A 287-nucleotide genomic window follows, 5' to 3' on the forward strand; every position below is an offset into this window, starting at 1 on the left:
GAAGTCGCGGAAGCGCTTCTTGAATCGATTAAAAGCGGAGAGCTTGAGCCCGGCGACAAGCTTGACTCCGTCCAAGCGCTCGCCGACAGCTTTCAGGTCAGCCGTTCGGCCGTCAGGGAAGCGCTGTCCGCGTTAAAAGCGATGGGGATGGTCGAAATGAAGCAGGGGGAAGGGACGTATGTGAAAAGGTTTGAGCCTGAGCAAATTTCCATCCCCCTTTCGGCTGCACTTTTGATGAAAAAGAAAGATGTCGCTGAACTGCTCGAAGTCCGTAAAATACTTGAAAT

The 287-nt window shown here is 52.3% G+C and carries 1 pseudogene; it reads left to right on the plus strand.

The window, feature by feature from the left end:
* Positions 1-287, plus strand: a pseudogene (gene lutR, locus CH339_RS25555) (L-lactate utilization/bacilysin biosynthesis transcriptional regulator LutR); the annotation flags it as partial.

Origin of the sequence: Rhodobium orientis (assembly GCF_003258835.1) — a bacterium.
In the GTDB taxonomy this organism is placed as follows: Bacteria; Pseudomonadota; Alphaproteobacteria; order Rhizobiales; family Rhodobiaceae; genus Rhodobium; species Rhodobium orientis.